At 62.4% G+C, this 21,859-nt stretch carries 24 protein-coding genes; 5 read left to right on the forward strand and 19 right to left on the reverse strand.

Features of this window, described 5'->3' with window-relative positions; genetic code table 11:
- Window positions 1–156 precede the first annotated feature (156 nt).
- Window positions 157–354, reverse strand: a complete 198-nt coding sequence (locus tag ACFX4T_RS18155) for a DUF3046 domain-containing protein (RefSeq protein ID WP_254186457.1) — start codon at window positions 352–354, stop codon at window positions 157–159.
- A gap of 68 nt (window positions 355–422) precedes the next feature.
- Between ACFX4T_RS18155 and ACFX4T_RS18160 the strand changes: the two genes are divergently transcribed.
- Complete coding sequence (locus tag ACFX4T_RS18160) at window positions 423–971, forward strand: MarR family winged helix-turn-helix transcriptional regulator (RefSeq protein ID WP_216925259.1); 549 nt, start codon at window positions 423–425, stop codon at window positions 969–971.
- 121 nt (window positions 972–1,092) lie between these two features.
- On the opposite strand, the gene ACFX4T_RS18165 is transcribed toward ACFX4T_RS18160, so the two are convergent.
- The 7 genes from ACFX4T_RS18165 to ACFX4T_RS18195 form a co-directional block, all read right to left on the reverse strand.
- A complete protein-coding gene (locus ACFX4T_RS18165; RefSeq protein ID WP_216925260.1) occupies window positions 1,093–1,527 on the reverse strand; it encodes a helix-turn-helix domain-containing protein in 435 nt (144 codons plus the stop codon).
- 138 nt (window positions 1,528–1,665) lie between these two features.
- Window positions 1,666–2,178 (reverse strand): CinA family protein, encoded by a 513-nt coding sequence (locus tag ACFX4T_RS18170; RefSeq protein WP_377653141.1) that lies wholly within the window; start codon window positions 2,176–2,178, stop codon window positions 1,666–1,668.
- Window positions 2,175–2,777, reverse strand: coding sequence for a CDP-diacylglycerol--glycerol-3-phosphate 3-phosphatidyltransferase (gene pgsA, locus ACFX4T_RS18175; RefSeq protein ID WP_216925262.1), 603 nt, complete (start codon window positions 2,775–2,777; stop codon window positions 2,175–2,177). Before pgsA ends, ACFX4T_RS18170 begins: the two co-directional genes overlap by 4 nt.
- Before the next feature lie 9 nt (window positions 2,778–2,786).
- The gene (locus tag ACFX4T_RS18180) at window positions 2,787–5,651 is read right to left on the reverse strand and encodes a DNA translocase FtsK (protein ID WP_377653143.1); all 2,865 of its coding nucleotides are present in this window, start codon (window positions 5,649–5,651) and stop codon (window positions 2,787–2,789) included.
- A gap of 73 nt (window positions 5,652–5,724) precedes the next feature.
- Window positions 5,725–7,416, reverse strand: coding sequence for a ribonuclease J (locus ACFX4T_RS18185; protein WP_216925264.1), 1,692 nt, complete (start codon window positions 7,414–7,416; stop codon window positions 5,725–5,727).
- A gap of 27 nt (window positions 7,417–7,443) precedes the next feature.
- Window positions 7,444–8,355 (reverse strand): 4-hydroxy-tetrahydrodipicolinate synthase, encoded by a 912-nt coding sequence (dapA, locus tag ACFX4T_RS18190; RefSeq protein WP_216925265.1) that lies wholly within the window; start codon window positions 8,353–8,355, stop codon window positions 7,444–7,446.
- Between the two features lie 74 nt (window positions 8,356–8,429).
- Window positions 8,430–8,765, reverse strand: a complete 336-nt coding sequence (locus ACFX4T_RS18195) for a hypothetical protein (protein WP_223948556.1) — start codon at window positions 8,763–8,765, stop codon at window positions 8,430–8,432.
- Between the two features lie 75 nt (window positions 8,766–8,840).
- Between ACFX4T_RS18195 and ACFX4T_RS18200 the strand changes: the two genes are divergently transcribed.
- Together ACFX4T_RS18200 and ACFX4T_RS18205 are read left to right on the forward strand one after the other, a co-directional pair.
- Window positions 8,841–9,389, forward strand: coding sequence for a TOPRIM nucleotidyl transferase/hydrolase domain-containing protein (locus tag ACFX4T_RS18200; protein ID WP_216925267.1), 549 nt, complete (start codon window positions 8,841–8,843; stop codon window positions 9,387–9,389).
- Between the two features lie 72 nt (window positions 9,390–9,461).
- Window positions 9,462–10,697 (forward strand): heparan-alpha-glucosaminide N-acetyltransferase domain-containing protein, encoded by a 1,236-nt coding sequence (locus ACFX4T_RS18205; RefSeq protein WP_216925268.1) that lies wholly within the window; start codon window positions 9,462–9,464, stop codon window positions 10,695–10,697.
- Here the strand turns inward: ACFX4T_RS18205 and ACFX4T_RS18210 are convergent.
- The 9 genes from ACFX4T_RS18210 to ACFX4T_RS18250 all read right to left on the reverse strand — a co-directional run bounded on the left by ACFX4T_RS18210 (window position 10,673) and on the right by ACFX4T_RS18250 (window position 18,268).
- Entirely contained in the window at window positions 10,673–11,161 is a 489-nt protein-coding gene (locus tag ACFX4T_RS18210) for a hypothetical protein (RefSeq protein WP_377653146.1), read from the reverse strand. The two genes, ACFX4T_RS18205 and ACFX4T_RS18210, sit on opposite strands and share 25 nt — an antisense overlap.
- A gap of 4 nt (window positions 11,162–11,165) precedes the next feature.
- Window positions 11,166–11,924 carry a 4-hydroxy-tetrahydrodipicolinate reductase gene (gene dapB, locus ACFX4T_RS18215; protein ID WP_377653148.1) on the reverse strand — a complete coding sequence of 253 codons (759 nt, stop codon included), beginning with the start codon at window positions 11,922–11,924 and terminating at the stop codon, window positions 11,166–11,168.
- 75 nt (window positions 11,925–11,999) lie between these two features.
- Window positions 12,000–12,455: a molybdenum cofactor biosynthesis protein MoaE gene (locus tag ACFX4T_RS18220; RefSeq protein ID WP_216925271.1), complete on the reverse strand. Its 456-nt coding sequence runs from the start codon at window positions 12,453–12,455 to the stop codon at window positions 12,000–12,002.
- On the reverse strand, window positions 12,445–12,948 hold the full coding sequence (locus ACFX4T_RS18225) for a MogA/MoaB family molybdenum cofactor biosynthesis protein (RefSeq protein ID WP_216925272.1): 504 nt from the start codon (window positions 12,946–12,948) through the stop codon (window positions 12,445–12,447). Before ACFX4T_RS18225 ends, ACFX4T_RS18220 begins: the two co-directional genes overlap by 11 nt.
- Window positions 12,945–13,499, reverse strand: a complete 555-nt coding sequence (gene moaC / locus ACFX4T_RS18230; protein ID WP_377653151.1) for a cyclic pyranopterin monophosphate synthase MoaC — start codon at window positions 13,497–13,499, stop codon at window positions 12,945–12,947. The genes ACFX4T_RS18225 and moaC overlap by 4 nt, the downstream gene beginning before the upstream one ends.
- Complete coding sequence (glp, locus tag ACFX4T_RS18235) at window positions 13,487–14,719, reverse strand: gephyrin-like molybdotransferase Glp (RefSeq protein WP_377653153.1); 1,233 nt, start codon at window positions 14,717–14,719, stop codon at window positions 13,487–13,489. Before glp ends, moaC begins: the two co-directional genes overlap by 13 nt.
- 57 nt (window positions 14,720–14,776) lie before the next feature.
- Window positions 14,777–16,354 carry a molybdopterin-dependent oxidoreductase gene (locus ACFX4T_RS18240; protein ID WP_377653155.1) on the reverse strand — a complete coding sequence of 526 codons (1,578 nt, stop codon included), beginning with the start codon at window positions 16,352–16,354 and terminating at the stop codon, window positions 14,777–14,779.
- The gene (locus tag ACFX4T_RS18245; protein ID WP_377653157.1) at window positions 16,351–17,550 is read right to left on the reverse strand and encodes a sensor histidine kinase; all 1,200 of its coding nucleotides are present in this window, start codon (window positions 17,548–17,550) and stop codon (window positions 16,351–16,353) included. The genes ACFX4T_RS18240 and ACFX4T_RS18245 overlap by 4 nt, the downstream gene beginning before the upstream one ends.
- Window positions 17,537–18,268 carry a response regulator transcription factor gene (locus ACFX4T_RS18250; RefSeq protein ID WP_377653201.1) on the reverse strand — a complete coding sequence of 244 codons (732 nt, stop codon included), beginning with the start codon at window positions 18,266–18,268 and terminating at the stop codon, window positions 17,537–17,539. Before ACFX4T_RS18250 ends, ACFX4T_RS18245 begins: the two co-directional genes overlap by 14 nt.
- Window positions 18,269–18,471: 203 nt before the next feature.
- Between ACFX4T_RS18250 and moaA the strand changes: the two genes are divergently transcribed.
- The gene (gene moaA / locus ACFX4T_RS18255; RefSeq protein WP_223948548.1) at window positions 18,472–19,596 is read left to right on the forward strand and encodes a GTP 3',8-cyclase MoaA; all 1,125 of its coding nucleotides are present in this window, start codon (window positions 18,472–18,474) and stop codon (window positions 19,594–19,596) included.
- A 4-nt stretch (window positions 19,597–19,600) separates the two neighbouring features.
- Complete coding sequence (locus tag ACFX4T_RS18260) at window positions 19,601–19,867, forward strand: MoaD/ThiS family protein (RefSeq protein ID WP_377653159.1); 267 nt, start codon at window positions 19,601–19,603, stop codon at window positions 19,865–19,867.
- 44 nt (window positions 19,868–19,911) lie between these two features.
- On the opposite strand, the gene ACFX4T_RS18265 is transcribed toward ACFX4T_RS18260, so the two are convergent.
- Both ACFX4T_RS18265 and ACFX4T_RS18270 read right to left on the reverse strand, forming a co-directional pair.
- Window positions 19,912–20,373: a DUF1579 family protein gene (locus ACFX4T_RS18265; protein WP_216925280.1), complete on the reverse strand. Its 462-nt coding sequence runs from the start codon at window positions 20,371–20,373 to the stop codon at window positions 19,912–19,914.
- Window positions 20,374–20,474: 101 nt separating this feature from the next.
- The gene (locus tag ACFX4T_RS18270) at window positions 20,475–21,818 is read right to left on the reverse strand and encodes a M16 family metallopeptidase (protein ID WP_377653161.1); all 1,344 of its coding nucleotides are present in this window, start codon (window positions 21,816–21,818) and stop codon (window positions 20,475–20,477) included.
- Window positions 21,819–21,859 lie beyond the last annotated feature (41 nt).

Here is a 21,859-nt window from a genome sequence, read left to right on the forward strand (position 1 = left end):
GTGGATAACCAACCCTCGGATTGCCTGTGGAATGCGTCCTTCAGGAACAATTTTCCTCTCACAGGAGCATATCCCCATCCGAACAGATATTCGAACAATGCAGCGGGCGTGTCACCACCACAGAGCTGGAAGTCCCTTGGCAAACATGTCCGGACTTCAGTTGGCCGCAGGCTTGATGTCCCTGCCGAGCCTGCGCTCCATGGGGACATCCTGGACTTCGCAAATGGCCAACCACACTTCCCGCGGCTGGTAGCCGGCGGCAAGCGCCTCTACGGCGGTACGCCCTCCCACGCCGGCCAGCACCAAGGAATCGGCCAGGACGCGGGAATAGCCTGCCCCAAATTCATCGTCCATCAATCGCCAGAAGTCACTTGCCCTCACGGATAGAGTCTCTCACGACGCCGGACTCTAGAATGGTTGCCATGAGCAATCCTCTCCAGAGCATGCCCCCCGAGGCCGTGCCAGGTGACACCATAGACGACGCCCTTCAGCAGGTGGAACACCAGCTGAGCCTGCTCTGGCGCCGTGCCCGTTCCATCTCGCATCAGTTGTCCCGCCAGGTCCACCCGGACATGGAGCCTGCCGCGTACGGACTGCTGACCATCATTCGCCGCGAAGGCCCCATCCGCCTGACGGACCTTGCCTCGTGCATCGGCGTAGGCAAACCCTCAGTCAGCCGCCAGATCGCATTTCTGGAAAGTATCGGCCTGGTCTACAAGGAGGCCGATCCGCAGGACGGACGGGCTCAGTCCATCCGCCTGACGGAAAAAGGCGAAGAGAAGATGCACCAGGTCCAGGACGCCCGCCGGCAGGTATTCCGTGAGCGACTCGGTGAGTGGCCGCTGGAGGATGTCCAAACCTTGGCCGACTACATGGGCCGGCTCAACGCCGTCTACGGTGACAGCGTCATCAAGGACGCCACCCTGAAGGAGACCGAGTCCGGGGAGACTGCCAATCCCGCAGAGGACTGACCCGCGTCCCAGCCCCGCTTTGGACCACAGGGCAGCACAAACGAATGGTCACCAGACGCGAAAGGCCCCCAGCCGTAGGCTGGGGACCTTTTCTTGATAATTCCTGGTCTGGGTGTGACCTCTACCGGGCTCCGGAGAGCATGCCCTGCGGGAAGTCGTCGGTAAGGTCAAGATCGCGACCGTAGCGCTGGGAGAATTCCTGCGGAACGGTATCCGGAACAGCTACGCCCTCCGCAACGGCCACGCGGTCGCTGACTTCGCGGAGCATGCTGGACAACGGAACGTCCAGGGCGGTGCAGATAGAGGACAGGAGCTCGGAAGAAGCCTCCTTTTGGCCGCGTTCAACCTCACTCAGGTATCCGAGTGAAACACGGGCGCTGTGCGAGACCTCGCGGAGGGTGCGGCCCTGACGCTGGCGGACATCGCGCAGTACATCACCGATCTCGTGGCGTAGTACAACCATTTTGCGCTCCTTCTGTTCGCTCTGTGCCTGCTTAGCCAAGCCCACATCCTTCCAGCGGACAACGCCGTTTACGGATACGGGCTGCTTTACCATCTGTATCGCCTTGCTCCCTCGTTCATCCGGTTCGCTGGCTGGCGGACCGGTGTGGTTTTCTACATCCTAGGCGCCCCGGCTGTTCCGAAGCGACACAATGACACAACTATTGGCAATGAGTTTTTGTTCCCGACTACTTTACGAACGGTAACCAACCCCTTCCAGTGCACCAATCAGGCGCGCCAGCGCAGCTTCACAGGCTTGTTGCCTGATACTTTGCCTGTCCCCAGAAAAGCTGAATTCAAACGAACCCGTGCCAGTACTCGTAGCGACGCCGACGAATACGGTTCCCACGGTTTTACCGTCATGGGGCTCCGGACCAGCCACCCCTGTAGTGGATATTCCGACGTCGGCCATACAGGCGCGCCTGGCGCCCTCGGCCATCTCCGCAGCTACGGCGCCATCCACCGAACCAACAGCAGCAATCAGTTCCGTTGAAACGCCGAGGACGGAGGCCTTCACGGAGTTCTGATAAGCAACCACGCCGCCCTGCAACATTCCGGACGCACCGGGCGTGTTGGCCAGGCTGGCCGCCACCATTCCCGCGGTCAGCGACTCCGCCGTGGCCACCGTCAGGCTCTTTCCCAGCGCCAGGACCACTGCCGCCGTCGCTAGCTCTGCCGCTTTGGCAGCGTCTCCGGGGTGACTCATGCCCGGCGTCCCGCGGCACGAAGCCGGAGCGCCTGGACGACGTATTCCACTCCGGTCCATAGCGTGATGGCAAGGGCGGCCATCATGACCCAGAAGGCCACAACAACCAGCCACGGTGCGATCGCCTCGAGCGGCAGGATATACAGGAAGATGGCCACTGTCTGGATGACTGTTTTCAGTTTTCCGCCGCGTGAGGCCGGCATGACGCCGTAGCGGATCACAAAGAACCTCAGTGCCGTGATGCCCCACTCGCGGACCAGGATGAGGATAGTCACCCACCAGGGCAGTTCCCCGAGGATGGACAAGAGCACCAGCGCTGAACCGATGAGCAATTTGTCCGCAATGGGGTCCGCAATCTTGCCGAAATTGGTGATGAGGCCACGCGCGCGGGCGATATCGCCGTCGAGCTTGTCGGTGTAGATCGCCACGGCAAAGGCCACAACAGCCGCCCACCGCCAGATACCTTGATGGTTGTCATCCGCCACGAGGAACCAGACGAAAAACGGAACCAGGACGATGCGGAGCATCGTGAGGATATTGGGAAGGTTCCAGACGTCGGAGCTGCTGGAAGAGGCGTTGTCACCTTCGGCTGTAGTCACCCCTCTAGGCTACCGTCCGGTGAGCGACCAGGCGTCCTCGCCGTCCTCGTCCTCGTCATCGGAGACGTCCGCGCCGTCGAAATATTCCACAGCTTGGGTCCGGTTGTCCAGGTCCGCTGCCACCAGGTCCTCGGCATAACCGCCGACGGCGATGTTGGAGTTCGCGTTATCGCTCAGGGCCGCAGTGTGGGCATCAGGCGCGGCCGGGGATTCCTGTCCCTTCATGGCGGCAAGCACGGCAGCGAGGTCGTCAGGCTTGACCAGCACATCCCGGGCCTTGGACCCTTCGGAGGGACCAACTACACCGCGGGATTCCAGGAGGTCCATTAGGCGCCCGGCCTTGGCAAAGCCGACACGAAGCTTGCGCTGCAACATGGAGGTGGAACCGAACTGGGTTGTGACCACCAATTCGGTGGCCTGAAGAAGCACCTCGAGGTCGTCTCCGATGTCGTCGTCGATCTGTTTCTTGGGGGCCTCGGCAGCGACGTCGTCCCGGTACACGGCCTGCAACTGGCCCTTGACGTGTTCCACAACTTTGTGGATTTCGGATTCCGTCACCCAGGCACCCTGCACGCGCATGGCCTTGGACGCGCCCATCGGCAAGAAGAGCGCATCACCTTGGCCAATAAGCTTTTCCGCGCCCGGCTGGTCCAGCACCACTCGGGAGTCCGTAACGGACGAGGTGGCGAACGCCATGCGGGAGGGCACGTTGGCTTTGATCAAGCCCGTGACGACGTCCACGGAAGGTCGCTGCGTAGCCAACACCAAGTGAATGCCCGCGGCACGTGCCAACTGGGTAATGCGGACGATCGAATCTTCGACGTCGCGTGGCGCCACCATCATGAGGTCCGCGAGCTCGTCCACGATGACCAGCAAGTACGGGTAGGGCTTGATGACACGCTTGGAGTCAACCGGCGGAGTGACCTTTCCTGCCCTGACCGCCTTGTTGAAGTCGTCGATGTGCTTGTAACCGTAGTTGGCGAGATCGTCATAGCGGGCGTCCATCTCGCGAACCACCCATTGCAGGGCTTCTGCGGCCTTCTTGGGATTGGTGATGATCGGCGTGATCAGGTGTGGAACGCCTTCATACGCAGTCAGTTCCACGCGCTTTGGGTCCACCATGACCATGCGGACTTCGTCAGGCGTAGCGCGCATCAGGATCGAGGTGATCATCGAGTTCACGAAGCTTGATTTACCAGCACCCGTAGCACCGGCAACCAGGAGGTGGGGCATCTTGGCAAGGTTGGCAACTACATAACCACCCTCGACGTCCTTGCCGACACCCATGACCATGGGGTGGTCGGTGCGCCGTGCGTTCTGGCTCCGCAGCACATCACCCAGGGAGACTGTTTCGCGGTCCGTGTTGGGAATCTCGATACCGATTGCGGACTTGCCGGGAATGGGGCTCAGAATGCGGACGTCGCTGGATGCCACCGCGTAGGAGATGTTCTTGGACAGCGCCGTTACGCGCTCCACCTTGGTGCCGGGAGACAGTTCGATTTCATAGCGTGTCACCGTGGGGCCGCGACTGAAGCCGGTTACGGCGGCATCGACGTTGAACTGCGTCAGCGTGTCCGTCAGGGCGGCCACGACGGCGTCATTGGCCTCGGTGCGCTCCTTGGGAATGGAACCCGGCGTGAGGAAGTCAGAGGCTGGCAGGGTATACGTGACGTCCCCTGCCAGGGACAGTTGCTCTGTGCGCTGCGGAATTGGCGTGGGCGGCGGAGGTGGCGTTGGCGGTCTGGCCGGCACCTGGGCCGCTGTGGGTGCGGTCATCTCAGGGGTGAGGACGGGAATGGCCTCGGTGGGGTTGTCGATGCCGGGAGCAGCGCCCAAGCCTTGGGCAGCCTTGATCTTTCCCACCGCTATCTCGGCCTGGGTGGGGCGGCGTACGCCCGGCGGAACGCGGGGTGCAGACGGTTGGGGAGTTTCGTCGTCGTCGACTATTGCGTGCTCAAAGGCCTCGTCACCGACGTAGCCTTCCAAACCGGCGTCGGTCTCCTCATCCTTGCCGAAGAGACGCATCCGCTTCTTCTTCTTGGGCTCTGCAACAGCCCCGTTTTCATAGAGGTAGCTGCGATCATGGGCATCCTTGCCGGACTCGGCGTCCATGAGGTCCACGCCCATGAGGTGCTCGTAGGCGGAGCGGATCCTGGAGGGGATCGCCCCGAACGGCGTGGCCGTAACGATCAGGACCGATACGAAGGCCAGCAGGCTGTAGACAATCACCGGGACAATGGCATGAATTGCAGCCAGTGGGGACGCCGCAAGGAAGCCCAGCATTCCGCCCGCCCTGCGCAGTCCATCGAAGCCATCCGCCACGGTGGGCTGGCCGCCAATAATGTGGGCCAAACCGGAACCGGCAAAAGTCATGATCATGAAGCCGATGCCAACACGGTTGTTGCCGCGGCCATCCTGCGGTTTGCGGAAGAGGCGGAAAGCGCAGATGAAAAGCATGAAGGGCAAAACAAGCGACATCCAGCCGAAAGTGCCATTGACCACGCTGTAGACGGCGTCAGGCAGCCATCCTGTCAGACCCCACCAGGCGAATGTTGCAATGCCGATTCCCAACACAAGGTTGAACAGGGCTGCGCCGTCGCGGCGATCGGCGGGATCGAGATCGCTGACGTCGTACCCGATCCGGCGGACTCCCGCGCCCACGACGTGGCCAATACCCTGCCAGGCGCCTGCGAGCAAGCGCAATGGCAGCGGTGCATGGGGCTCGACGGCGGCCGGCTGCTTGGAGCGCGCGCTGCCGCCCCGACCGTTCCTGGGCGTGGCTGCACTGCTTTTGGATGCAGCTGCGCCCCGGCCTGTGCCGCCGGATTTACTACTGGAGCTGCCTCGTGGCGTGGAGGAAGTACGGGTCGCCATGATTGCCACGCTACCCCAAGGGGGCCCGAAATCCGCGGATTTCAGGCCCCCTGGGATGCATGTTGCCGGTGGACTACGCTTCCAGGACCACCGGAATGATCATGGGACGGCGACGAAGCTTCCGGTTCACCCACGTTCCGATGATCCTGCGCACAACCTGCTGCAGCTGGTGGTTGGTGTGGTCTGCGTGGTTGAGCACAGCTTCTTCCAACGCGGCGTTGATCTTGGGGATGATTTCGTCGAAGACGGCGTCGTCCTCCGCCACACCGCGTGCATGGATTTCCGGTCCGGAGACAATCTTGCCGGTGGTCCGGTTGATGACGGTGATGATGGAGATGAAGCCTTCGTCGCCCAGGATACGGCGGTCCTTCAAATCCGCATCGGTGATTTCACCCACGCTGGAACCGTCCACATAAACGAAGCCGACTTCTACCTGGCCAACAATGTTGGCCTTGTGGTCCTTCAGGTCGATGACAGTGCCGTTGTCGCTGAGGATGATGCCTTCGGAGGGCACTCCGGATTCTTCGGCAATGTTTCCGTTGGCAATCAGGTGACGGGTCTCACCGTGAACAGGCATCGCATTGAGGGGCTCAAGGATGTTGTAGCAGTACAGCAATTCGCCGGCGGCTGCGTGGCCGGACACGTGAACCTTGGCCGTCCCCTTGTGGATGACATCGGCACCGAGCTTCAACAATCCGTTGATGATGCGGAACACGGCATTCTCGTTGCCTGGAATAAGGCTGGAGGCCAGGATCACGGTGTCGCCCTGGCCAACAACCACGCGGTGGTCCCCGTTGGCCATGCGTGAGAGTGCCGCCATGGGCTCACCCTGGGAGCCGGTGGACATGAGGACCACGCGGTTATCCGGGAGGTTGTCAATGTTCTTGATGTCCACCAGGATCCCGTTGGGCACATCAAGGTACCCCAGCTTGGCCGCGATGGCCATGTTCCGAACCATGGACCGGCCGACGAACGCAACGTTGCGGCCGTGCTTGGCTGCGGCGTCCAGAACCTGCTGGACGCGGTGAACGTGGGAAGAGAAGGAAGCCACGATGATGCGCTTCTTCGCCTGCCCGAACAACCGGTCAAGGGTGGGGCCGATTTCCTTCTCGGCGGTGGTGAACCCGGGAACGTCGGCATTCGTGGAGTCTGCCATGAAGAGGTCCACTCCTTCTTCGCCGAGGCGGGCGAAGTGACGGAGGTCCGTGATGCGGCCGTCCAAGGGCAGTTGGTCCATCTTGAAGTCGCCCGTGTGCAGGACGGTGCCGCCCTCGGTGCGGATGAAGACGGCCAAGGCGTCCGGGATCGAGTGGTTCACTGCGATGAATTCACATTCGAACGGGCCGAACTGCTCCACCTGGCCCTCGGTAACGGTCAGCGTGTACGGCTTGATCCGATGCTCCTGCAGCTTCGCCTCCACCAAGGCCAGCGTCAACTGGGATCCGATCAGCGGGATGTCGGCCTTGAGGCGCAGCAGATAGGGAACAGCACCGATGTGGTCTTCGTGGCCATGCGTGAGCACCACACCAACAACATCCTGCAGCCGGTCCTCGATGTAAGAGAAGTCGGGAAGGATCAAATCAACGCCGGGCTGAGTTTCCTCGGGAAAAAGTACGCCGCAGTCAACGATCAGCAACTTGCCGTCGATTTCGAAGACCGCCATGTTGCGGCCTATCTCCCCCAGTCCACCTAGCGGAACGATCCGCAGTGTGCCTTGCGGCAGTTTCGGCGGAGTAACCAGTCCAGGAAGGGCTGTTTGGGTCATATTGTGCTTCTTTCCGGCGGAACCGGCCTAGACGTTGAAGTCCATTCCGGCTTCCGCCAAATCCCCGCGGATGGTTTGGATCTCGGCCTCGTCCGGCTCCACGAGGGGCAAACGGACAACCGAGTTGGGCAGGACTCCCTGCCACTTGAGAATCTGCTTGGCGGCTACAGCGCCTTGGACCCGCGTCATGGTTGCACGCACCACGGGTTCCAGTTCAAAGTTGATGGCCCGCGCCTTGGCAAGGTCATTGGCATTGACAGCGTCAATGAGTTCGCGGAATCTCCGGGTGGCCACGTGCGTGGTAACGCCCACGAGGCCTACTGCCCCCATGGCCATCCACTGAAGGGTGAGGCCGTCGTCGCCGGAGTAAAAGACCAAATCAGTCTCGGCCATGACGCGGGTGGCTGCGGCGAAGTCCGCCTTGGCGTCCTTGACGGCCACGATGTTTGGGTGCTTCGCAAGCCCGATCATGGTCTCCGGCGCGATGGCAATGGACGAGCGGCCCGGGATGTCATAGAGCATGACCGGCAGGTCCGTAGAGGACGCAATCGTCTCAAAGTGTGCCCGAACACCGGCCTGGCTGGGCTTGTTGTAGTAAGGAGTGACGATCAGAAGGCCGTCGATGCCAATCTGGGCCGCGCGCTGGGACAGGTGCACCGAGTGCGCGGTGTCGTTGGTGCCGGTTCCGGCAATAATGGCAGCCTTGCCCCCCACGGCTTCCTTGACCGCACGGAACATGCCGAGGTTTTCTTCGTCAGTAAGGGTTGAGGTCTCTCCAGTGGTACCGGTGACCACGAGTCCGTCGCAACCGTCCTGGACCAGCTTCTCCGCCAATGCCGCAGCTTGGTCGTAGTCGACCTTGCCATCCTCGGTGAACGGGGTGACCATGGCGGTCAGCAGGGTACCAAGTGCGGGAATTTGCGCGCGGGAGTCAGACATAAGAAAAACGTTACCCTGTCACGGCCATGTTCCGGGAATAGGTTCCGCGTGATGGTCGTCATCGGCGCTGCTGACTATGCGGGCTTGGGCGTCCTCGCCGTGCCCTCGGAGCAATATTGCGCCACCGCTTTTTCCTTCAACTGTTCCGCCCAGGCAATCAAACGCTGCGAAGCGCGGACGTAGTCGAAGAGTTCCCTCGGGGTGAGGGCCTCAAGGTCTGTTTCAGCCAGGCGACGTGCAAGCTCAGCACCTGGCGCCTGCTCGGCCAGGACCGTTCCCTCCCGGCGCCACTGGACATCTTCCGGCGGTTCGCCTGCCACGAGTTGCCTGAAAAGGAAGTCGACAACGCCTGGACTCATCGCCCTCATGGGTCCGTGGAGGCCTTCCGGAGGCTTTGGAGCATCATTCATGAAGCCATGTTATTCGAACATATATTCGAAGACAAGGCCGGTGAGCCAGCCTCACACGTCCTACATACTGGTTCCATGCGGGAGACGACTGTGCTGGTCGAGGGCGAAAGTGACCGGCTCGCGGTGGAGACACTGGCCGTTCGCCTTGGCCATGACCTGATGGCTGAGGGCGTGTCTGTGGTGCCGATGGGAGGCGCGACCAACATCGTCCGTTTCCTTGACCGCTACGGCCCGAGTGGCACTGACCACCGCATACTCGGACTATGCGATGCAGGCGAAGCGCAAGGCATCGCCCGCGCGCTCAGCCGCGCAGGCCTAAATTCCGGCTCCTTGTCCGAGAACGGCTTCGAAGTTTGCCACGCGGATCTGGAGGACGAACTCATTCGCTGCCTTGGGGTTGATGCCGTGCTCAACGTCATTGCGGCCCAAGGAGAGCTCGCCTCATTCCGTCTGCTCCAACGCCAGCCCTCACAGCGCGGCAGACCGGCATCGGCGCAGCTGCGCAGGTTCTTCGGGGGACGCAGCGGCAACAAAATCCGATATGCGTCCCTGCTGGTCGACGCACTGCCGGCAGGACAGGCACCCCCACCACTCGCCCGCCTCGTGGGATCACTTCCGCAATGAGCCAGCTGCCGGGAAAAATGCTTCCGGCCCTCTTCACAGCACGGCCACAGTCCCTTATGAGACGATCGCAGCATGACTTCGCAAGAGACGGCGCCAGCCCGGAAGGTGCCCAGGGGACGCAAAGTCTCCACCCGCCTTACGGGCATAGATGCCGCCCGCGGCCTGGCCTTGCTCGGAATGATGGCCACCCATCTGATGCCGACTTTCGGTCCCTCCCCCCAGTGGGAACCCACTTGGGTGGGACTGGTTTTCTCGGGCAGGTCCGCTGCGCTGTTCGCAGTCCTCGCCGGGATCGGGTTGGCACTCACCACCGGAAAGCAGGAGCCGCGCCAAGGCCTGGACCTCTGGGCGGCGAGAAGCGGTGTCGCGATGCGCGCGTTGGTGATTGCCGTCGTCGGGCTGACACTTGGGGGCCTGGACGTCAATATCGCAGTGATCCTGGTGCACTATGCCGTCCTGTTCCTGTGCATCCTGCCGTTTCTGGGATTGCGGCTGAAAGCCCTCTTGTTGTGGGCGCTCGGCTGGGTACTGGTGTCACCGGTGATCGCCTACCTCGTTCGGCCCTGGCTGCTCGACGCAAACCCTCCCTTGCAGTTGGGGCACAACCCAAACAGCGAGGACCTTGAGACGCCGGCACGCTTGGTCGCCGACTTGTTCTTCACGGGCTACTACCCCGTGTTCCAGTGGATCGCCTATTTGCTGATCGGACTGGCGATCGGCCGTTTGGCGCTCACGACGGCGAACGTCCAGTTGCTGCTGTTCACCTGCGGAATCGCCGTGGCCGCCTTGGCCAAAATCGTAGGAACCCTGGCGATGGAGGTATGGGGCGGCCGCGCCGCACTGGAAGCACTGCCCGGAACGCGGGGATACCCGCTGGAGAGCATGCTCCAAGTGAACCTGACCGGCTTGCAGCAGGTGGATTCGTGGTGGTGGCTGGCAAGCGCGGCACCACATGCCGGCACCACCCTGGACCTGCTTCATACCGGTGGGGTAGCTGCCGCCGTCGTCGGGCTCTTCCTGATGCTTGGCACCCTTGCCGAACGCATCAAGGTCAACTTCCTCATACTCCTCAGCGGTCCGGGCGCCATGACCCTTACGCTGTATTCACTCCATGTGTGGGTGGTCTCAGGTTTCCACAACAAGCCACTGCCAGCGGGGTGGACTGCCGAAGGAATGTATTGGACGCAGGCGCTGGCCGCGGTAGGCATCGGCGTGTGCTTTGCCCTCTTCCGACGCCGCGGACCACTGGAGTGGCTGGCCCACCAGGCGTCGCGCCTGGGCAGTTACCGCCCGGCCGCAGTGGGCTGAGAGCGGAACAACTTTACGGCGTCGCGCATTGAAGCGCGGGCACGTTTGCGATCACCGGAAGCGTCGTAGGCGCAGCTCAGCCGGAACCAGGAACGCCAATCCCCGGGTGCTGACTCCGCCTCCGCACGGTACTTTTCGAACTCCGCGTCAGCGGCAGCACGCACAATCCGGCCACCGGGCGTGCGCGGCAGGGTGTCCACAGGCAGGCCACCCTCGGCCTCCAAGACCTTGGCCATCTGTTCGGTCCGCGCCCCAAACAACAGCTCTCGAATGAGCGCCCAAGCGCCAATCATAGGCAATACGAGGTAGGCAGCGCCGATGCCCTTTGCCACCAGATTGGGATCACCAAGCAACAGGATGGAACGTTGGAGGGACACCACCAGGTACAGCACCAACAGCAAGGTGATGGCGCCAACCCAGATTTTGGTGCGGTTTTTCTTCACAGACTGCCAGAGAGTTCCCATGATCCTAAAGCCCCAGGTCCAAGTAGCCGTCCAGGCCCACGGTCAGGCCCGGGTGGTCCGCAACTTTGCGCAGCCCGAGCAGGACACCGGGCATGAACGAGGCACGGTCGAAGGAGTCATGGCGCAGCGTCAGCTGTTCGCCAGGCCCCCCGAAGAGCACCTCCTGGTGGGCCACCAGCCCGCGGAGCCGCACGCTGTGGACACGGACACCCTCCACGTCGCATCCCCGGGCACCGTCCAAGGACGTTTCCGTGGCGTCAGGACTTGCCGGCACACCCGCTTCTTGCCTCGCCTGGGCAATCAGCTGTGCGGTACGCACGGCCGTACCTGAAGGAGCGTCTACCTTGTTGGGGTGATGCAGTTCAATGATCTCCACGGACTCGAAGTACTGCGAAGCTTTCGCCGCAAACGCCGAAGCCAGTACTGAACCCAAAGCAAAATTCGGGGCGATCAGGACGCCTGTTCCCGGTTTCTGTTCCAAGAGCGTCCGTAACGATCCAAGGCGCTGCCCATCCCAACCCGTGGTCCCAACCACTGCATGAATCCCGTGTTCGACCGCGAAACGCACGTTGGCCTCGGTGGTGTCCGGAACAGTCAGGTCCACAACATACTTTGCACCTGCATCGAGCAGTGTCTGCAGGGAATCGCCGCGACCGAGAGCCGCTACCAGCTTCATATCGTCGGCTGCTTCAACAGCCTTCACGGCTTCAATTCCCATGCGCCCATGGGCGCCCAGCACAGCAACAGCAAGTTGTTCGGTCATGCCTTTAACCCTACCGCCGGGCCAGGGTCCGGCAGGAACCGTGACTCCCCGCTTACTCCCCCGAGCCGTCCCCGCTCACTCCCCGGCCCCGACCCATTCCACGGTGCCGTCGCTGAAGAACTGTTCCTTCCAAATGGGCACCTGTAATTTGACCCGGTCCACAAGTTCCGAACAAACGGCAAACGCCTGGCCTCGATGGGCGGCCGCCACGGCACACACCAGCGCGGGATCACCTATCTCCAGCATCCCGATCCTGTGTGCGGCCCAAATCCTGACGGGTTGCTCTGCTTCGCCGGAGTGCTCGGCCACCAACTGCGCGACCACGTCGGCCATGATCCTGTGCGCCGTGGGATGCGCGCTGTAGCTCAGGCGGTCCACAGGCTTACCGGAATCGTGGTTCCGCACGACGCCGCTGAAGCTGACTACTGCCCCGGCCGTTTCAGACTCCACCGCGGCAATTGCCTGGTCCACGGAGATGGGCTCGGCGCTCAGGACCGCGCTAACAACTTCAAAGTCTGTTTCAGTGCCCATGGCTTCCTTCCAATTGATCGCAAAGGTGCCCGATTACCGGATCCAGGACAGTCAAGCCGTCCATGACACCCTTCGGGGAACCGGGCAAGTTGATGATGAATGTCTTTCCTGCTGCTCCTGCGTGCCCACGGCTCAGCATTGCCATGGGCGTCTTTGCAGCGCCCGCCCGCCGGATACCTTCCATAATGCCCGGGATCTCACGATCCAGCAGCGGCAACGTTACTTCCGGCGTCCGGTCGTCCGGGCTCAGGCCCGTTCCGCCACTGGTGATGACGACAGCGGGCTTCTGCGTCAGAAGCGCTCTCAAAGCCGCGCCGACAGGCTCGCCGTCGGGCACCACCATGGTGGGGAAGGCATCAAAGCCATGCTCCTTGAGCCAGTCCAGGATGACGGGGCCGGTTTCGTCGGCGTAGATTCCCGCTGCCGCACGCGTGGACGCTATCACGACGCCGGCCTTCCGCGGCCCGTGGGCGTTTGGTTCGCACGCACTCATGCTTCGGCTCCTCCCGGGCCTGAGGTGCCCCGGCTCCAGTCACCGTGCTTCCAATCCCCACTTTTGCCACCACTTTTTGCCAGCACCTGAATGTCTGTCAGGACTGCGTGCTTATCCACGGCCTTGATCATGTCGTAGACGCTCAGGGCGGCCACGGAGGCAGCGGTGAGGGCTTCCATTTCGACGCCGGTGACACCGCGCGTCTTCACGGTAGCCAGTACATCGATCGAGTCAGCTCCCAACTCAAAATCGACGGTGACTTTGGAAATCGGCAACGGGTGGCACAGCGGGATCAGTTCGGGTGTCTTCTTAGCGGCCATAATCCCTGCCACGCGCGCCACTGCGAGCGCGTCGCCCTTGGGAAGTTCGCCAGCGCCGAGAAGGGCCAGTACTTCGCTGGTGCTGCGCACCGTGGCCGTGGCTGTGGCCTCACGGGTGGTGACTGCTTTCTCTGAGACATCCACCATCTGGGCAGTACCGTCTTGACGTAGATGGGTCAGGCCGCCGGTGTTGCCGGACGTGTTCGTGGGAGTTTCATTCACAGCATCCATACTTCCACTTCGCTTCCCTCCGCGAGTTCCGTGACGTCGCTGGGGATGTGCACCAAGGCGTTCGAGCGCGCCAAGGCGTGCACCAGGTGGCTTCCTGCGCCACCCTCCATTCGGACGGAGCCGTCAGGCAGCACCGTTCCGCGGCGGACTTGATGCTTGCCCTCGGGTGAATGCAGCGGTTCCACCAAGCGCGCCCGCTGTACCGGTCGCGGTGCGGGGACGCCGTGGATCTGCGAAAGGGCAGGGCGCAGGAACATTTCGTAGGAAACGAGGCAGCTGACAGGATTGCCGGGAAAACCGAGGAACGGAACCCCTTCAAAGCGGCCGATTCCTTGCGGGCCTCCTGGCTGCATGGCCACCGGAAGGAAGTCCACATGCTGGCCCGCCATGGCTTGCCGCACTACCTCATAGGCGCCTTTGCTCACCCCGCCGGTGGTTACGATGAGGTCTACCCGGTGCTGGCCGTCTTCGCTGGCCACATGACGATTAAGGACTGCGCGCAACCGTGCGGGGTCGTCGTCGGAGATACCGGTCCGTACCACGTCAAGCCCCGATTGACGCATGGATGCTTCCAGGAGCGTTCCGTTGGAGTCGTAGATCTTGCCAGGAGTCAAGCTCTGGCCCGGTTCGAGAACCTCATCGCCTGTGGTGACCAGCAGAACACGCATGGGCTTGCGGACTTCCGCGGAGGTTAGCCCGAGCGCGGCCAACAGGCCAAGCTGCGCTGGTCCTAAGAAGGTCCCCGCGGGTAGGGCCAGGTCTCCTTCGCCGATGTCACTGCCGATGTGTCGGACATAGGTGCCCGGAGTCGTCGCAGGCAGCAAAACGTCAACGTCCTCCGCCTCTGGGTTCGGGAACGTGCTGGGAAGTGCCCGCTCAATGGGAACCACGGCGTCGGCACCCTCCGGAATCATGGCACCGGTCATGATGGGCGCGGCAAAGCCTGGCTTCAACGGCTCAGGAGCCGCCCCCGCCGGAACAGGTGCCGCTACCCGCAGCTTCGCGCCGTCGTCGGGAATGTCGGCAGAGTTGACGGCAAAGCCGTCCATTTGAGAGTTGGCGAAGGGCGGCAGGGAAAGTGGCGCGTGGAGGTCCACGGCCAGCACCTTGCCCAGCGCCTCGAGCAACGGCAACTGTTCAGTCGCCGTGTTCGCGGCCGGACCGCTCAGTAGTTCCACCACGGCGTCGCGATGGGCAGCAACGGATCTGGGCAAGGACATCCTCCTGTGTGTCACGCTCGCGCCCGGAGATTATCCGGACGTACCCAGAGTAGGGCCTTAAATGACCTTGACGTTGATGGTGTGGTAGCCGGTGGCGCCGTCGGGAGCCACAGGGGTCCGGCCTTCGCTCTGCGGTTTGCCGGTAGAGTCAGTGGCTCGCACCTGGACTTCATAGGTGCCGGGTGTGAGATCAATGCCCAGCTGCCACTGGTACCAGGTATCGGTGGATATCCCTGGTGCGAGCGCCGCCTGCCGCCAAGGGCCGCGGTTCACGCGGAGTTCCACGTGGTCCACGCCGCGATGCTGGGCCCAGGCAACGCCGCCAAACTGCACTTTTCCGGCTTTGACCGTGCGACCACTACGGGGTACGTCAATGCGGGACTGCGTCTTGATGGGGCCGTGATCACTCCAGCCTCGGGGAGTCCAGTAAGCGATATCGTCAGCAAAACGGGTGACCTTGAGTTCGGTGAGCCATTTGGTTGCTGAGACGAAGCCATAGAGTCCCGGCACGATCATCCGCACTGGGAATCCATGTTCCAGGGGCAGTGGCTCACCATTCATGCCAACCGCAAGGAGGGCGTCGCGGTCGTCCGTGAGCGCTTCCAGGGGCGTACTTGCTGTCCAGCCATCGTTGCTGGTGGAAAGCACCATGTCTGCCCCTGGTTTGGGGCCCGCCATGGCCAGGAGTTCCCGTACAGGCCAGCCAAGCCACAGGGCATTACCGATGAGGTCGCCGCCCACTTCATTGGACACGCACGCGATAGTGATGTGCCGCTCCGTCATGGGCTTGGTGAGGAGCGTCGCGAAGTCGAGTTCGACCTCGCGATCCACCATTCCGGTCACCTTCAATTTCCACTGTGGAGGGTCGATGGCCGGAACCGTCAATGCGGTGTCGATACGGTAGAAGTCAGGGTTCGGTGTCACCAAGGGACTGATCCCTTCCAGCGGCAGCGAGGCCCCTGCAGGGATAGCCTGCGGCGTCGTCGATGGAGCTGGCAGCGTCAAAGAGCCCCTGAAACCGGAAGCTACGGTTGTGGCCCGCGTAAGGATGCTGGTGACCACTCCCCCGACAGCCGCCGCAAGCGATGTGGCCCCCAGGGCGTTCAGGAAGCTCCGCCGTGCCAGAGGCGCAGGTTCCGCGTGAGGTGAGGCACCGGCTGGAGCTGATGTCACCACGCCGGATGACGCTTCACGTGCCGGCGCCCAGGTGCCTAGCCGTCGAATCAGCGTGCGGAGCAGCAGCATGGTGACGACGGCGGCCACGATGGGAGCGAAAGCGGCCTGCGGTGTTGTTTGGGCCCGGGTCAGGACGGCGCTTAGGCCCGCCGCGCCTGCCAAGGCCGCCAGAACTAGTCCGAGTCCGGTTCGACGCCGCTCCAGAATTCCGGCCAGGGCAGCCAGAACCACAGCCACGATCAGGATGGAAGCTACCAGCACGATCTTGTCCGCCGTGCCGAAGAGCTGCACGGCAAGGTCCTTCACTCCGGGAGGAACGGAATCGATGACGGCACCGCCTAGTGCCGTCACTGGCGAAACGAGGGGGCTGAGGAACCCGGCGCTCAGTTCGCCTGCTGCAATGCCTGCTGCCCCGGCCGCCACCCCGGCAACCGCAGCCCAGAATCCAGGCTTTCTCATGCTGCGCCTCCTTGGCGATCCACGACAGATGCTGCCGGAAGGGAGCCCGCCGGAAGCGACAGGGCAAACCGGCAACCGCCGTCGACGTTTTCCACCCTCACAGCTCCCCCATGCGCCTTGACGATGCCGGCCACCATGCTCAATCCGATTCCTGCTCCGCTGTAGCTTCCCTGCGGTCCCGCCGGGCTCCCCCGTGAAGGGTCCTTCTGCCAGCCGGTTTCGAACAGGTGGGGAAGGTCCTCCTCAGGGATGCCCCCGCAGTGGTCCTGCACTGCGACCACGGCGTTTCCGTTGTCCCGCCCGACGCTGGTGTGTACGTCCGTGTCCGGCCTGCTGTAAATGATCGCGTTGAGCAGCACGTTCCGGATCGCCCTGGCCATGCTGGGTCCGTCAGCTACGGCCATGCACTCGCGGTCTCCCCCGCCGGTGAGCGTAATGCCACGTTGGGCGGCCAGCGGCGCCAGATCGGACAGGGCATCACTGACAAGGTCGTAGAGGTCCAATGACTCGGCGCGCAACCGAAGGCTTCCAGCCTGGATCTTGGACAACTCCAGAAGATCGTTGACCATGGCAGTCATTTGTTCCGTCTGCCCGATGATCTTCCGGTAGTACTCCGGGATATCGGCCACCATGCCGTCCTCAAGGGCTTCGGTCATGGCGCGCATGCTGGCAAGTGGAGTACGGAGGTCATGTGAAATCCACGAGACGAGTTCGCGCCGCGCGGTTTCAATGGCGGCTTCCCTGGCACGCGATTCCGCAAGGTTCCGGCTGCTGGCCTCCAGTTCCTGGGCCAGTTCAGCGAGTTCCGAGGTCATGGCAGGTTCGGCCCGCTTTCCGTTTTTACCGCTGTGGTCCAGGGTTTCGCCCCGGCCGAGTTTCCTGGCTGCCGCCACAAGGCGCGCCGCGTTCCGGGATACCCCGGCTCCCAGCACGAGCGATAAGGCCACCGCTACCGCCGAAGCCATGGCCAGGATGTACCACATGACCTCAAGGTCCCTGGCAGAAATGAACATGGCGTTGAATGCACTGACCATGCCTGCCACGAGGACAGCCACGGTGGCCACCACTACGAGGCAGATCTGGGCCAACACAGAGGCGCGGCGAAGGACGCGCAGCAGCACGAGCGTGACGGCACCGATGACCACTGCCCATAGGAGTACCCAGGCAAGGATGGTGGCAAGCTCAGTGCCCTCCATGGCCATCCCCCTTGGCGTCGAACCTGTAGCCAATGCCCCAAACGGTCTTTAGGAGCTCAGGTTTGGTGGGGTTGACTTCGATCTTCTCGCGGAGGCGCCGTACGTGGACGGTCACGGTGGAAAGATCGCCGAAGTCCCAGCCCCAGACTGCTTTGATGAGTTCTTCCCGGCTGAAGACCTGGTTGGGCCTGCGCAGCATGAAGGCCAGAAGATCGAATTCACGCACTGTCAACGTCAGCGGCGTTCCAAAATGAGTGACGGTCCGGGACGCGGGATCCAATTCAAAGCCTGCCAATTCGACAGGGGGTTCGGGGGAGAATTCCTTGACGCTGCGGCGAAGCACGGACTTGACGCGAAGGACAAGCTCCCGCGGCGAGAACGGCTTGGTGACGTAATCGTCCGCGCCCATTTCCAAGCCAAGGATGCGGTCATCTTCGGTTCCCAGGGCCGTAACCATGATGACCGGTACGCTCATGCTCTGGCGGAGTCGACGACACACTTCCACACCGTCCAGTCCTGGCAACATGCGGTCCAGAATCACAAGGTCCGGCTGTCGGGTTGCAGCGAGCCTAAGCGCCGAGAACCCATCCCCGGCTACGTCAACCTGGAATCCGGCTTGCAGGAGATAGTCGCGGACGACATCAGCAATGGTCTGCTCGTCTTCGACGAGAAGGATGCGGCGATTACCAGGCTCTGCCGCTGATGATGCCGATTGCATGGTCACGCTTTCAGCATAGGTACGCGGGAGCTGCCCGGCACCGGATACGGGTCACTTCCGGGGGAATGTCCGCATTCCGTAAGAACTGGCTACGGCACGGGACATGACCGCTACCTTCCCAGGAACATCCGAACACTGTCCGCTGAGTGAAACGAAATGTAGCCGGTATCACTGTTCAGGCCGGGGTGGCGTAGCCTGAATTCATGAGTGTTCAGCTAGGTATGCCTGTGCCTCCTTCGGGCAGCGCTGCAGGCGGCCCGGTTCCGCCGCCGCGTCCGGCTGGCACGCCCACCGGTTTGTGGGACCGCTACGGACGCCGGGCGACTGATATGCGCCTATCCCTGACAGACAAGTGCAATCTCCGCTGTACGTACTGCATGCCTGCTGAAGGGCTGGAATGGCTCTCCAAGCAGGCGGTGATGACCAAAGACGAGATCATTCGGATTGTGCGTGTAGGCGTTAACGCCCTGGGCGTGCGGGAACTGCGGCTTACCGGCGGTGAGCCCTTGGTCCGTGCGGACCTGGTTGACGTCATAGCAGGCATCCGGAACGAACACCCCGAACTTCCCATTTCGATGACCACCAATGGCGTGGGCCTGGACAAGAAAGCGGCCGCCCTCAAGGCTGCAGGACTCACCCGGATCAACGTCTCCCTGGATTCGCTCCACGAGGAAACCTTCACCAAGCTCACGCGCAGGCCTTTCCTGGACCGTGTCCTCGCCGGCGTGGACGCCGCGTGGGCCGCCGGTCTCGGCCCAGTCAAGTTGAATGCCGTGCTGATGCGGGGCATCAACGATGCCGAGTCACCGGACCTCCTCGCTTGGGCCTTGGACCGTGGCTACGAACTTCGCTTCATCGAACAGATGCCGCTGGACGCGGACCATGGTTGGACCCGGCGCAACATGATCACTGCAGCTGAAATCCGCGAATTAATGTCAAAGGACTTTGTCCTCAGCCCGGATCCACGCGAACGGGACGGCGCCCCTGCCGAACGTTTTGAAGTACGACGCCGGGAGCAGGCAACGGGTGAAGCTACAGGGGCGGTCCTCGGTACAGTCGGGATCATCGCCTCGGTGACCGAACCGTTCTGTTCAGACTGCCGCCGCACCCGCATCACTGCTGAAGGCAAGATCATGAGCTGCCTGTTCTCCCGTGAGGAGTTCGATCTCCTCGGACTGCTTCGGGAGGGTGCGACGGATGACGAGCTTGCCCAACGTTGGCAGGACGCCATGTGGGTCAAACCCAAAGCCCACGGCATGGACCACACCGGTCTCGGCGCACCGGACTTCGTGCAGCCGGACCGCAGCATGAGCGCAATCGGAGGCTAAACCCTTGCTTGTACGTTACTTCGCTGCCGCACGCGCCGCTGCGGGTGTCGAGGAGGAGATCCATCCGCTCCCGGAAGGATCCAGCCTCGAGGCTCTGCTGGAAGCTGCCCTCGCCGTCGAACGTCCGGTGCCTCCGGAGGGGACACCAACACTTGCCCGCATCGTGGCCCGTAGCAGCTTCCTCAGGAACGAAGTAGCGGTTCGAGACGCTTCTGCTCCTCTAGGCGCCGAGGACGTTATCGACGTCCTTCCTCCCTTCGCAGGCGGCTAAACAGCACAGTCAACAAACCCCGCGCGTCCTGCAGCGCTTGGCCGTCAGGTTTTCCGGAACACGCTCTTGAGCAAGGGACTGAACTCGGCCGTGCCCTCGAGCCGTAGTTCCGCGGTGTGCACCAGGACGCCATCTTCAACACGGAACGCGTGCCGGGCTACGCCCTCCGGCGTTCGCCGTTCCACTGTCAGCGTCCCCGCATGCCATGTACCTCGCACAGGGGCAGTTGGCGGCCGGCCCATGCTGTCCACGTAATACCAGAGCGTTTCCCCATGGGCAGGATCCACCGTGAACATCCCGTGCCCTTCGAAGTGCGTTCCATCCGGCTCACGGTGTCGGTAGCTCTGCACAACGGCGTAGCCCCCGGCCGCTTGCGTGAAAACGGCTTCGGCCTCCGCAGTCCGCGCCGCACCCCAAGGAGACTGTGCTATCTCCGTGATGCCCCGCCAATGTCCGATGAAGTCTTGCAGCAGTTCTGCGGCATGTCCTTTTGGCGGCAGATCCATCACGACTCCAATGTGAGCAGGGCAGCATGATCCTGTGATCATGCTGCCCTGTTTACAGTGCGGGAGTCCAGAGATGGTGGACCAGCTGAACGCGCTGCGTCCTAAAGACCGAAGGTCTCACTTTCTTCAAACGGCCCGACGACGGTGATGGTGCGGGGAGCTGCGGCCAGTTCCCGGGCGAGTTCCTGGACTTCGTCCACAGTGACTGCCTTGATCCGGGCCAATGTCTCGTCAATATCCTGGAACTCCCCGGATACGAGTTCCGCTCGGCCGAGTCTGGACATGCGCGAGCCCGTGTCCTCGAGGGCGAGGACGATGCCGCCGCTGAGTTGTCCCACGGCCTTCCGGAGCTCCTCCTCCGTGATGCCCTCCTTGGCGAGCTTGTCCAACTCAACACCAAGAAGATCAAGCACCTGGCGCACTTTTGACGGCGTGCAGCCTGCATACATGCCGAAATAGCCGGCATCGGCGTACGCGGCGGTGAAGGAATACGTGGAGTAGACCAGGCCGCGCTTCTCGCGGATCTCCTGGAAAAGCCTGGAGGACATTCCGCCTCCCAGCACGGCGTTGAGCATGCTCATGACGAATCGGCGATCGTCCGTTGCCACGATAGTGGGGCAACCCATGATGATGTTTGCCTGCTCCACGGGACGCTTGACCACCTGAAGGCCGGATGTGCCCGTGATCACGGCACGGTTGGTGGCCCTACGATCTACGGGAGCTGCATCCGGATCCAGCTGCCAGCCGGCTGCTTCCAACGCCTTCTGCACGAGATCGCAGACGACGTCATGGTCCAAACCGCCAGCCGCGGTAATAACCAGTTCTTCCGGACGGTAGTAGCGCTGGTAGTGCTCCCAGACCGAGTCCCTGGCTACTGCCTTGATAGCGTCCGGCGTTCCGCCAATAGGACGCGCGAGTGGGTGGCTGCCGAGTACGGCTGCAACAAATTTTTCGTGGGCTACGTCTGTTGGGTCATCGCTGTCCATGGCGATTTCTTCAAGAATGACGTCCCGTTCCTGTTCCAGCTCCGCCGGATCCAGGACAGCACCGGTGATCATGTCCGCTATGACGTCTATGGCCATCGGCAGATCCGAATCGAGCACGCGGGCGAAGTAACAGGTACTTTCTTTGGCAGTCGCAGCGTTGGACTCGCCACCCACCTCATCAAAGGCTGAAGCAATTTCCAAGGCGGTACGACGCTTGGTGCCCTTGAACAGGAGATGTTCCAGGAAGTGCGTAGAACCGTGCTGACCATCGGCCTCATCGCGGGAACCGACTGCCACCCAGAATCCGATGGTGGCCGAACGCTGTCCGGGCATTGCCTCGGTGAGGACGCGGACGCCGCCGGGCAGGACCGAACGCCGTACGACGGAACCGCCCTCGGCACCATGGATCAGGTCGCCGCCGGGAAGTGTCTGCTCCAAAGGCAAGGGTACGACAGTCATTAAGACCTTTCGGGTAAAGCCAGAGGGGCCCGTGGACCTTT

The organism is Paenarthrobacter sp. YIM B13468, from assembly GCF_042788025.1.
Lineage (GTDB): Bacteria > Actinomycetota > Actinomycetes > Actinomycetales > Micrococcaceae > Arthrobacter > Arthrobacter aromaticivorans.

Excerpts from the sequence above, each read along its gene's own strand:
- dapA (WP_216925265.1), bottom strand. The coding sequence starts at position 8,355 with ATGTCTGACTCCCGCGCGCAAATTCCCGCACTTGGTACCCTGCTGACC.
- ACFX4T_RS18220 (WP_216925271.1), bottom strand. The coding sequence starts at position 12,455 with ATGGGCACTGAAACAGACTTTGAAGTTGTTAGCGCGGTCCTGAGCGCC.
- ACFX4T_RS18240 (WP_377653155.1), bottom strand. The coding sequence starts at position 16,354 with ATGAGAAAGCCTGGATTCTGGGCTGCGGTTGCCGGGGTGGCGGCCGGG.
- ACFX4T_RS18170 (WP_377653141.1), bottom strand. The coding sequence starts at position 2,178 with ATGAGTCACCCCGGAGACGCTGCCAAAGCGGCAGAGCTAGCGACGGCG.
- glp (WP_377653153.1), bottom strand. The coding sequence starts at position 14,719 with ATGTCCTTGCCCAGATCCGTTGCTGCCCATCGCGACGCCGTGGTGGAA.
- ACFX4T_RS18205 (WP_216925268.1), top strand. The coding sequence starts at position 9,462 with ATGACTTCGCAAGAGACGGCGCCAGCCCGGAAGGTGCCCAGGGGACGC.
- ACFX4T_RS18245 (WP_377653157.1), bottom strand. The coding sequence starts at position 17,550 with ATGGAGGGCACTGAGCTTGCCACCATCCTTGCCTGGGTACTCCTATGG.
- moaA (WP_223948548.1), top strand. The coding sequence starts at position 18,472 with ATGAGTGTTCAGCTAGGTATGCCTGTGCCTCCTTCGGGCAGCGCTGCA.
- ACFX4T_RS18250 (WP_377653201.1), bottom strand. The coding sequence starts at position 18,268 with ATGCAATCGGCATCATCAGCGGCAGAGCCTGGTAATCGCCGCATCCTT.
- ACFX4T_RS18265 (WP_216925280.1), bottom strand. The coding sequence starts at position 20,373 with ATGGATCTGCCGCCAAAAGGACATGCCGCAGAACTGCTGCAAGACTTC.
- ACFX4T_RS18195 (WP_223948556.1), bottom strand. The coding sequence starts at position 8,765 with ATGAATGATGCTCCAAAGCCTCCGGAAGGCCTCCACGGACCCATGAGG.
- moaC (WP_377653151.1), bottom strand. The coding sequence starts at position 13,499 with ATGGATGCTGTGAATGAAACTCCCACGAACACGTCCGGCAACACCGGC.
- ACFX4T_RS18225 (WP_216925272.1), bottom strand. The coding sequence starts at position 12,948 with ATGAGTGCGTGCGAACCAAACGCCCACGGGCCGCGGAAGGCCGGCGTC.
- ACFX4T_RS18160 (WP_216925259.1), top strand. The coding sequence starts at position 423 with ATGAGCAATCCTCTCCAGAGCATGCCCCCCGAGGCCGTGCCAGGTGAC.
- ACFX4T_RS18180 (WP_377653143.1), bottom strand. The coding sequence starts at position 5,651 with ATGGCGACCCGTACTTCCTCCACGCCACGAGGCAGCTCCAGTAGTAAA.
- ACFX4T_RS18165 (WP_216925260.1), bottom strand. The coding sequence starts at position 1,527 with ATGGTAAAGCAGCCCGTATCCGTAAACGGCGTTGTCCGCTGGAAGGAT.
- dapB (WP_377653148.1), bottom strand. The coding sequence starts at position 11,924 with ATGACCGAACAACTTGCTGTTGCTGTGCTGGGCGCCCATGGGCGCATG.
- ACFX4T_RS18270 (WP_377653161.1), bottom strand. The coding sequence starts at position 21,818 with ATGACTGTCGTACCCTTGCCTTTGGAGCAGACACTTCCCGGCGGCGAC.
- ACFX4T_RS18200 (WP_216925267.1), top strand. The coding sequence starts at position 8,841 with ATGCGGGAGACGACTGTGCTGGTCGAGGGCGAAAGTGACCGGCTCGCG.
- ACFX4T_RS18185 (WP_216925264.1), bottom strand. The coding sequence starts at position 7,416 with ATGACCCAAACAGCCCTTCCTGGACTGGTTACTCCGCCGAAACTGCCG.
- ACFX4T_RS18155 (WP_254186457.1), bottom strand. The coding sequence starts at position 354 with ATGGACGATGAATTTGGGGCAGGCTATTCCCGCGTCCTGGCCGATTCC.
- ACFX4T_RS18210 (WP_377653146.1), bottom strand. The coding sequence starts at position 11,161 with ATGGGAACTCTCTGGCAGTCTGTGAAGAAAAACCGCACCAAAATCTGG.